The sequence below is a fragment of the Pseudomonas sp. ANT_J12 genome (genome assembly GCF_008370045.1).
Classification (GTDB): domain Bacteria; phylum Pseudomonadota; class Gammaproteobacteria; order Pseudomonadales; family Pseudomonadaceae; genus Aquipseudomonas.
Map to the genome: position 1 here is coordinate 170,615 of NZ_VOBN01000013.1, position 9,988 is coordinate 180,602.

At 59.6% G+C, this 9,988-nt stretch carries 8 protein-coding genes; 2 read left to right on the forward strand and 6 right to left on the reverse strand.

The genetic code is table 11. The features are described from left to right. Window positions 1-34: 34 nt before the first annotated feature. The 6 genes from FQ192_RS23720 to FQ192_RS23750 form a co-directional block, all read right to left on the reverse strand. Complete coding sequence (locus tag FQ192_RS23720) at window positions 35-961, reverse strand: ABC transporter permease (protein ID WP_149660729.1); 927 nt, start codon at window positions 959-961, stop codon at window positions 35-37. Continuing rightward, the gene (locus tag FQ192_RS23725; RefSeq protein WP_149660730.1) at window positions 961-2,061 is read right to left on the reverse strand and encodes an ABC transporter permease; all 1,101 of its coding nucleotides are present in this window, start codon (window positions 2,059-2,061) and stop codon (window positions 961-963) included. The genes FQ192_RS23720 and FQ192_RS23725 overlap by 1 nt, the downstream gene beginning before the upstream one ends. Before the next feature lie 11 nt (window positions 2,062-2,072). Next, window positions 2,073-3,626 (reverse strand): ABC transporter ATP-binding protein, encoded by a 1,554-nt coding sequence (locus FQ192_RS23730; RefSeq protein ID WP_149660731.1) that lies wholly within the window; start codon window positions 3,624-3,626, stop codon window positions 2,073-2,075. 577 nt (window positions 3,627-4,203) lie between these two features. Further along, a complete protein-coding gene (locus FQ192_RS23735; RefSeq protein ID WP_149660732.1) occupies window positions 4,204-4,785 on the reverse strand; it encodes a YigZ family protein in 582 nt (193 codons plus the stop codon). 7 nt (window positions 4,786-4,792) lie between these two features. Further along, window positions 4,793-5,443 carry a TetR/AcrR family transcriptional regulator gene (locus FQ192_RS23740; protein ID WP_149660733.1) on the reverse strand — a complete coding sequence of 217 codons (651 nt, stop codon included), beginning with the start codon at window positions 5,441-5,443 and terminating at the stop codon, window positions 4,793-4,795. 210 nt (window positions 5,444-5,653) lie between these two features. Next, entirely contained in the window at window positions 5,654-6,574 is a 921-nt protein-coding gene (locus FQ192_RS23750; RefSeq protein WP_133839289.1) for a LysR family transcriptional regulator, read from the reverse strand. Window positions 6,575-6,699: 125 nt separating this feature from the next. Here FQ192_RS23750 and FQ192_RS23755 point away from each other — a divergent pair, with 125 nt between their 5' ends. Together FQ192_RS23755 and FQ192_RS23760 are read left to right on the forward strand one after the other, a co-directional pair. Continuing rightward, complete coding sequence (locus tag FQ192_RS23755) at window positions 6,700-8,049, forward strand: aspartate aminotransferase family protein (protein ID WP_133839288.1); 1,350 nt, start codon at window positions 6,700-6,702, stop codon at window positions 8,047-8,049. Window positions 8,050-8,115: 66 nt separating this feature from the next. Then, on the forward strand, window positions 8,116-9,609 hold the full coding sequence (locus FQ192_RS23760; protein ID WP_149660735.1) for a CoA-acylating methylmalonate-semialdehyde dehydrogenase: 1,494 nt from the start codon (window positions 8,116-8,118) through the stop codon (window positions 9,607-9,609). Window positions 9,610-9,988: the final 379 nt, after the last annotated feature.

Consider the following 9,988-nt stretch of genomic DNA (forward strand, 5'->3'; position numbering starts at 1 on the left):
GGCTTGCCCGCGAAGAGGCCGGACCTGCCAACCGCTAATGCCCTCCCTGCCACGGCTGCCCCAACGAAACCGGCGCATACAGCCGCGTGCGCAGCGCATCCCGGGACAACAGCACCAACACCACAATGGTCGCGACATACGGCAGCATCGCCAACAAACTGGAAGGAATCGCCAGCCCCAACCCCTGCGCCACCAAATGCAGGATGCTGGCGAGCCCGAACAGGTACGCCCCAAGCAACAACCGCCACACCCGCCAACTGGCAAACACCACCAGCGCCAAGGCAATCCAGCCGCGCCCGGCGCTCATGTTTTCCGCCCACATCGGCGTATAGGCCAGGGACAAATAAGCCCCGGCCAACCCGGCCATCGCCCCGCCGAACAGCACCGCCAAAGTGCGCACACCCAGCACCGGCAAACCCATGGCACTGGCCGCGTCCGGGTTTTCCCCGTCCGCTTGAATGATCAAGCCCACACGACTTTTCAGAATCACCCACGCCACCAGCGTAAACAGTGCGAACGACAGGTACACCAACAAATCCTGGGCAAACAGCATCCGCCCGATCAGCGGAATCTCACTCAAATACGGAATCGCCACCGGCTCAAAACCGGCCAGCGGTTTACCGACCCACGCCGCACCGACAAAGGTCGACAGGCCCACGCCGAAGATCGTCAACGCCAATCCGGTGGCCACTTGATTGGCGTTGAACACCAACGCCACCAAGGCAAACAGCGACGACAACAGCATCCCGGCCAGCATCGCCAGCAACACGCCAAGCCACAGGTTGCCGCTGTTCAGGGCGACGATAAAACCGATCACCGCGCCAAACAGCATCATGCCTTCCTGGCCCAGATTGAGGACGCCGCTCTTCTCGCAGATCAGTTCGCCCAGCGCCACCAGCAGCAACGGCGTACCGCAGCGGACCATGGCGTAGAAAATGTTGCTCAGCAGATCGATATCCATCACAGCGCTCCAGCGGTTATGGCAGGGGCGCGGCGGGCCCAGCGCAGGTTCAAACGTGGTCGGTAGAGAATCAGCACGTCACTGGCCAACAGGAAAAACAGCATCATCCCCTGGAACAATTGAGTAATCGCTTGCGGCAGGTTCATGCTCATCTGCGCACTCTCGCCGCCGATGTACAGCAGCGCCATCAACAGGCTGGAAAACAGAATGCCGATGGGATTGAGTCGCCCGAGAAACGCCACGGTGATCGCCGCATAGCCGTAACCCGGCGAGACTTGCGGCACCAGTTGGCCAATCGGCCCAATGACTTCACAGACTCCGGCCAGCCCCGCCAAACCGCCACTGATCAACAGCGCCAGCCAGATCAAACGCTTCTCGCGAAAGCCGACGAAACCGGCGGCGCGCTTATCCAGCCCAAGCACTTTGATCTGAAACCCGACAAAACTTTTCTGCAGCAACACCCACACCGCAACCAACGCCAGCAGGGCGAAATACACCCCGGCGTGAACCCGACCGTCCTCCATCAACAACGGCAAGCGGCTGGCATCGCCAAACATCGCAGACTCTGGAAAGTTGAACCCGGCCGGGTCTTTCAGCGGCCCGTGCACACAGAACAGCAACAGGTTGAGGGCGATGTAATTGAGCATGATGCTGGTGAGGATTTCGTTGGCGTTGAAGCGCGTGCGCAACCACGCCGTGAGCCCGGCCCACGCGGCGCCGGCCAACGTACCGACCAGCAGAATGAACGCCAGCGCCCAGCGACTTTGCATGTCGATGATATTCACCGCCAGCGCACTGCCGGCCAGGGCGCCGAGCAGCAGTTGACCTTCGGCGCCGATGTTCCAGATCCGCGCCTGATACGCCACCGCCAGGCCTAACGCGCAAAGCAGAATCGGCAAGGCTTTGACCAGCAACTCGGAAACGCCATACAAATCGCTGATCGGCGCGATCAGCAAGGTGTGTAACGTCAGCAATGGGTCGTGGCCCAAGGCGATAAACAACAAAGAGCCGCAGCCGAGGGTCAGCGCCGCCGCCAGCAACGGCGAGCACCACAACATCAGGCGCGATTGCTGGCCACGGGGTTCGAGAGAAAGCAGCATGTGAAACTCCGTTAAACCGTTGCGGGTGCAGGTGAGTGAGGGGCGTCGAACTGGCCGGCCATCCAGCCACCGACGTCGCTCAGCCGGGTGTCGACGGTGGCCTTGAGTGGCGACAATCGGCCGCTGCACAAGGCGCCGAGCCGATCGCAAATCTGGAACAGTTCATCGAGGTCTTCGGAAATCACCAGGATCGCCGCGCCGGCGTCGCGCAAGGCAATCAGCGCGCGGTGAATGGTTGCCGCCGCACCGACATCCACGCCCCAGGTCGGGTGCGCGGCCACCAGCAATTTCGGCTGCTGGAGGATTTCCCGGCCGAGGATGAATTTCTGCAGGTTGCCGCCGGACAGGCTGCGGGCCGGGGTCTGGGTGTCGGGCGTCTTCACTGCGAAACGGCGGATGATCTCTTCGGCTAACGCCTCGACCTTGGCGCGCAGGATCAAGCCGTTGCTGACCAATCCTTGTTGGAATGCCGTGAGCAGGGCGTTGTCGGCCAGGCTCAGTTCCGGCACCGCGCCGTGGCCCAGGCGTTCGGCGGGGACGAAGGCGAGGCCGAGATTGCGTCGCGCATCGGGGCGCAGATGCGCGACGGCTTGCCCGGTGAAACTGATGGTTTTGCTTTTGTTGCGATCGAGGCGTTGTTCACCGCTAAGCAACGCCAGCAACTCATCCTGGCCGTTGCCCGCGACTCCGGCGATGCCGACGATTTCACCGCTGCGCACTTCCAGATCGATGGCTTTGAGCGAGCAACCGAACGGGTCCGGGTTGTGCCAGGACAATCCAGTCACCTTCAAGAAAACTTCGCCGCCGATGACCTTCGGGAAGTCAGTGATCAGCTCGGCCGCTTCACCGACCATCAACCGCGCCAATTGCTGATCCGAACACTGGGCCGGCACGCAATGCCCGGCCACTCGCCCGCCGCGCAACACCGTGGCGCTGTGGCACAACGCTCGGACTTCACCGAGCTTGTGGCTGATAAACAAAATGCTGCAACCCTCGCCAGCCAATCGGCGCAGGGTGATGAACAATTCGTCGGCCTCTTGCGGCGTCAGCACCGAAGTCGGCTCATCGAGGATCAACAGACGAATGTCTTGCATCAGGCAGCGAATGATTTCTACGCGTTGCCGTTCTCCAATGGACAGGCTGTGGACCAGGCGCTCCGGTTCCAGCGCCATGCCGTAGCGTTGGGACACTTCGCGGATCTTTGGCTCAAGCTGTTTCGGCGTGCCGGCCGCCGCACCCATGGCCAGGGCTATGTTCTGCGCCACGCTCAGGGTTTCGAACAGCGAGAAATGCTGGAACACCATGCCGATCCCCAAGCCTCGGGCCTGGGCCGGATTGCGCATGGCCACGCGTTGCCCTTGCCAGATCACTTCCCCGGAATCAGCGTGGGTGACGCCGTAGATGATCTTCATCAGCGTACTTTTACCCGCGCCGTTTTCACCGAGCAGGGCATGGATTTCACCGGGTGCGATACTCAGGTCGATGGCATCGTTGGCCAGGCAGCCGGGGTAGCGTTTGCTGATGTTGCGCAGTTGCAGGCGTGGGGTTGGATCGGGGCTGGGCATGACTGGCTCGGTCGCTTGGAGTTATGCCTGTGGATAAAGCAATTTTCTGGCCATTGAGTCAGGAAATTTGAAAAGCCATGTCGATCAAGGGCTTTGCCAGTGTCCCAGGAAGTGTTTCGCCGCTGAATCAAGCACCACTTGAGGGCAAAGCCGTTGATCCGGCTCCGGTTTTGCCCGCGCTTACTTGATCAAAAAACGAGCAGTCGACTGCAAGCTATGCCAGATATGGGGCTGCGCCAGTCATGAACGGGTTATCCACAGGTTGCTCCACAGTATTTGTGCGCAAGCCCGACGCTCGGGCATAAGCACTGAGCGGCTATCTTCTAAAGGACATAAACCGCGCTAACTGTTTGTTTTTTGGTGGGTTTGGAAAATTTAGTGGCACTTTGGACGAAAAATGAACAAAGCCCTGAAAGCCGCATGACAGAAGGGTTACAGCGGAATGTGCTCAGGTTATCCACAGCCGGGTGCACAGCAGATGTGGGCAAGTGTGGAGTGCAGGGGGAATCACCAATGCCCCAAAAAAAAGCAACCTCCTGTAGGCGCTGCCGCAGACTGCGATCTTTTGATCTTGCTCTTATCGCTCCAACAAAATCCGCCCGCGACTCAAATCCGCCAACTGCAATTGCAACGTCTCGATTTGCGCCTCGCCAATCGCCAATTTCAAATCCACACCGTTAGCCGTAAAAGACTCTCCCACCACCAACCCACCCAATTCCGCCACCCGCAACTTCACCAACGCCAGCTCGCCAAACCCACAGGCACAACTCACCGGCACCCGGCTGATCAACTCAACCTTCGGCGCCCCTTGCAGGCATTTGTTCGCGCCGCCGCCGTAGGCTCGGGCCAAGCCGCCGGTACCAAGTTGAATGCCGCCGTACCAACGAATCACCAGCACCGCGACCTGATCGCAATCCTGCGCTTCAATCGCTGCCAGGATCGGCCGGCCTGCGGTGCCGCCGGGTTCGCCATCGTCGTTGCTGCGGTATTGGTCGCCGAGCTTCCAGGCCCAGCAATTGTGCGAGGCGTTCAAGTCGCTGTGCTGTTCGATGAACGCCTGGGCTTCGGCCGGGCTGCTGATCGGCCCGGCGAAGGTGATGAAGCGGCTTTTGCGAATCTCTTCGCGGTACTCGCAAAGACCGCTGAGGGTAAAAGGCATAGGCTTCTTAAATGGCAGGTGTGAGGCCGCAGCCCTTGAGGATGATGCGGATCAGGTTGTTGCCGGCGTCTTCCATGTCTTGCTTGGTCAGCTTGGTGCGGCCGCTGACCCGGCAGATCTGCGTGGCGAAATCGGCGTAATGCTGAGTGCTGCCCCACAACAGGAAGATCAGGTTCACCGGGTCCACCGGGTCCATCTTGCCGGCGTCGATCCACGCCTGGAACACCGCCGCCCGACCCTGGAACCAGGCGCGATAGTCCTGGTTGAAATATTCGGTCAAACACTCGCCACCGCTGATCACTTCCATGGCGAAGATTCGCGAGGCTTGCGGCTGGCGTCGGGAGAATTCCATCTTGGCGCGGATGTAGCGGGTCAGCGCTTCGGCCGGATCGTCCTCGGCCGTCAACGTGTTGAAGGTGCTGTCCCACAATTCGATGATGTTGCTCAGCACCGCCACGTACAACCCAAGCTTGTTGCTGAAGTAGTAATGCAGGTTCGCCTTGGGCAACCCGGCATTCAGGGCGATGGTGTTCATGCTGGTGCCTTTGAACCCGTGGCGGGCGAATTCATCTTCGGCGGCTTTGAGGATCGTCTCTTCGTTCTTCTGACGAATGCGGCTGGCAGGTTTGCCGCCGTGGGCGGGGACTTCAAAGGTCATAGGCACTTCCGAAATAGTCTGTGGGTGCAACCCCTGCGTTGATAGCGCACCCGCAGGTTTCAGACAAGTGCCGACACGATAAAACCTCCAACACCACAACCCCTGTAGGAGCGAAGCTTGCTCGCGAAAGCGGCCTGACATTCAGCATTGATGTTGGCTGATCTGACGCCTTCGCGAGCAAGCTTCGCTCCTACAGGGTTTCGTGGTGGTTTAGCGAGTGGCCGCCAGGCTTTCGAGGAAGCTTTCCAGCACCAAATGCGGGCGCCGGCCCTTGCGCGTGACCGAGGCGAGGCTCAGATCATAAAAACGCACGGTCGGTTTGAGCGCGCGCAACCGACCTTGCTGGACCCAAAGGCTGGCGTAGTGGTCCGGCAGGTAACCGATGTAGCGCCCGGTCAGAATCAGGAACGCCATTCCTTCGCGATCGGATGCACTGGCGGTGCAATTGAGCGCCTGGTAATGGGCCTGGATCTCGGCGGGCAGGCGGAAGGTCGGGGCGATGGCGTCCTGGCTGTTGAGGCGCTCGTCGTCAAGTTGCTTGTCATCGACGTAAAACAGCGGGTGCCCCACCGCGCAGTACAGCAGCGAACGCTCGCTGTAGAGCGGTTGGTATTCCAGCCCCGACAACGCACTGGCCTGTGGCACCACGCCGACATGCAGGCGCCCGTCGAGCACGCCTTGTTCGACTTCATTAGGCGCAATCATGCGGATCTGAATCTGCACATCCGGCCCGCGTTCCTTCAACTGCGCCAAGGCATGGGTGATGCGCATGTGGGGCAGGGTGACCAGGTTGTCGGTCAGGCCGATGGTCAGTTCGCCGCGCAGGTGTTGGTGCAGGCCGTTGACCTCGGTACGGAAACTTTCCAGCGCACTTAATAGCTGCAACGCCGATTGATAGACCTCGCGGCCTTCTTCGGTCAGGGAGAAACCGGCGCGACCGCGTTGGCACAGGCGCAGGCCGAGGCGTTGTTCCAGATCGCTCATTTGCTGGCTGATGGCCGAACGGCCAATGCCGAGCACCGATTCGGCTGCAGAGAAGCCGCCGCACTCCACCACGCTGCGGAAAATCCTCAATAAGCGGATATCAAAGTCGCTGACTTGGGCCAGAGGATCGGGGCGTCGAGTGCTCATAAGTTTAGTGCCGGCCTGACTGAACGTTAGAAGAGTTGGGTTTCACCGACTCTAGCCCCGTGGCAATTTAGCTGCAAGAACGCTTTTGATCTCTACGCCGCTTATTGCCCTGCGAGGTTTTAATCATGAACTTGCCCGAAAACGCCCCGTCTTCCCTGGCCAGCCAGCTCAAACTTGATGCGCACTGGATGCCCTACACCGCCAACCGAAATTTCCAGCGCGATCCGCGACTGATCGTCGCCGCCGAAGGCAGTTGGCTGACAGACGACAAGGGCCGCAAGGTCTACGATTCGCTCTCGGGTCTGTGGACCTGTGGCGCCGGGCACACCCGCAAGGAAATCCAGGAAGCCGTCGCCAAGCAATTGGGTACCCTTGATTACTCACCGGGCTTCCAGTACGGCCATCCGTTGTCGTTCCAGTTGGCGGAAAAAATCACCGACCTGACCCCGGGCAATCTGAATCATGTGTTCTTCACTGACTCGGGGTCCGAGTGTGCGGACACCGCGGTGAAAATGGTCCGCGCTTACTGGCGTCTGAAAGGCCAGGCGACCAAGACCAAAATGATTGGTCGTGCCCGTGGTTATCACGGCGTGAACATCGCCGGCACCAGCCTGGGTGGCGTGAACGGCAACCGTAAAATGTTCGGTCAGGCGATGATGGACGTCGATCACCTGCCGCACACTTTGCTGGCGAGCAATGCTTATTCCCGTGGCATGCCGAAAGAGGGCGGTATCGCCCTGGCGGATGAGCTGCTGAAGTTGATCGAACTGCACGATGCGTCGAACATCGCGGCTGTGTTCGTTGAACCCATGGCCGGTTCCGCTGGCGTGCTGGTTCCACCTGAGGGCTACCTCAAGCGTCTGCGCGACATCTGCGACCAGCACAACATCCTGCTGGTGTTTGACGAAGTGATCACCGGTTTCGGCCGTACCGGTTCGATGTTCGGCGCCGACAGCTTCGGCGTGACTCCGGACCTGATGTGCATTGCCAAACAAGTCACCAACGGCGCGATCCCGATGGGCGCGGTGATTGCCAGCTCCGAGATCTACCAGACCTTCATGAACCAGGCCACGCCTGAGTACGCGGTGGAATTCCCGCACGGCTATACCTACTCGGCCCACCCGGTGGCGTGCGCCGCCGGCCTGGCGGCACTGGACCTGCTGCAAAAGGAAAACCTGGTGCAGAGCGTGGCCGAAGTCGCACCGCATTTCGAAAATGCGCTGCACGGTTTGAAGGGCTCGAAGAACGTTATCGATATTCGTAACTACGGCTTGGCTGGTGCGATCCAGATTGCCCCGCGTGACGGCGACGCGATCGTGCGTCCGTTCGAGGCGGGCATGGCGCTGTGGAAAGCCGGGTTCTACGTGCGCTTCGGCGGTGACACCCTGCAGTTCGGGCCAACCTTCAACAGCAAGCCGCAAGACCTCGATCGCCTGTTCGACGCGGTCGGCGAAGTGCTGAACAAGATCGACTGATTTCTCCCTCTATATAAGAAGGGCGCTCGTTGATGGGCGCCTGCGAACATTTTTCTGGAGTACCGCATGAGCCTCATCCCGCATTTGATCAATGGCGAACTGGTGACCGAAGACGGTCGCACGGCTGACGTGTTCAACCCGTCGACTGGCAAAGCCATTCATAAGCTGCCATTGGCCAGCCGCGAAACCATTCAAAAAGCCATCGACGCCGCCAAGGCTGCGTTCCCGGCTTGGCGCAATACACCGCCGGCCAAACGTGCCCAAGTGATGTTCCGCTTCAAGCAACTGCTGGAACAGAACGAGGCACGCATCGCGCAGTTGATCAGCGAAGAACATGGCAAGACCCTGGAAGATGCTGCCGGTGAACTGAAGCGCGGGATCGAGAACGTCGAGTTCGCTTGCGCGGCGCCGGAGATCCTTAAAGGCGAGTACAGCCGTAACGTCGGCCCGAACATCGATGCGTGGTCGGACTTCCAGCCGTTGGGCGTGGTGGCCGGTATTACCCCGTTCAACTTCCCGGCGATGGTGCCGTTGTGGATGTATCCACTGGCGATCGTCTGCGGCAACTGCTTCATCCTCAAACCGTCCGAGCGTGATCCAAGTTCGACACTGCTGATTGCCCAGCTGTTGATCGAGGCCGGTCTGCCTAAAGGCGTGCTGAGCGTGGTACATGGCGACAAGGCGGCGGTGGATGCGCTGATCGAAGCGCCAGAAGTCAAGGCGCTGAGCTTTGTCGGCTCGACGCCGATTGCCGAATACATTTACGCCGAAGGTACCAAACGCGGCAAACGCGTCCAGGCACTGGGCGGTGCGAAGAACCACGCGGTGCTGATGCCGGATGCGGATCTGGATAATGCCGTTAGTGCCTTGATGGGCGCAGCTTATGGTTCCTGCGGTGAGCGTTGCATGGCGATCTCGGTGGCCGTGTGCGTCGGTGACCAGGTGGCGGATGCATTGGTGGCCAAGCTGGTGCCGCAGATCAAGGCGCTGAAAATTGGTGCGGGCACTTCCTGCGGTCTGGATATGGGGCCGCTGGTTTCCGGTCAGGCTCGGGACAAGGTCAGTGGCTATATAGAAGACGGCGTTTCTGCCGGTGCTTCCCTGGTGGTGGATGGCCGTGGTCTGAGTGTGGCCGGGCATGAGGAAGGGTTCTTCCTGGGTGGTTGCCTGTTCGATAACGTCACGCCTGAGATGCGCATCTATAAAGAAGAGATCTTTGGGCCAGTGTTGTGCGTCGTCCGGGTGAACAGTCTGGAAGAGGCGATGCAACTGATCAACGATCACGAGTATGGCAACGGTACCTGCATCTTTACCCGTGACGGTGAAGCGGCGCGGTTGTTCTGTGATGAGATTGAAGTCGGCATGGTTGGCGTTAACGTGCCATTGCCGGTGCCGGTGGCGTATCACAGCTTTGGTGGCTGGAAGCGCTCGCTGTTCGGCGACTTGCATGCCTATGGTCCGGATGGTGTGCGTTTCTACACCCGTCGCAAGGCGATCACCCAGCGCTGGCCGCAACGGGCGAGCCATGAAGCTTCGCAATTCGCATTCCCTAGTTTGTAAGTAAAAGGGGAGAAGGCCGGTCCCTTGGGACCGGCTTTTGCGTTTTTAGAGGCTTTTCTGACCTATATGACAGAAATGTGAAATTAGGTGTTGACGGCAGATTCTGGAAGTCTATAATTCGCCCCACTTCCGGCGCAGTCGAAACGGAAAACTCCTTGGTAAACAAAGAGTTACGCAGTTTTCGACAGCGAGTTGCTTCAGGTCATCGAAGCCCAGAAGGAGTTGATAAGGCAGTGTGTTGTCGCCTTGTTAACGGTTCGATCTTCTCGGTCGAAAGCGGAACAAAAGAGGTGTTGACAGCAGCGAGTAACGCTGTAGAATTCGCCTCCCGCTAACGAGAGATCGGAAGCGCAAGTGGTTGAAGTTGCAAAGGAAACTT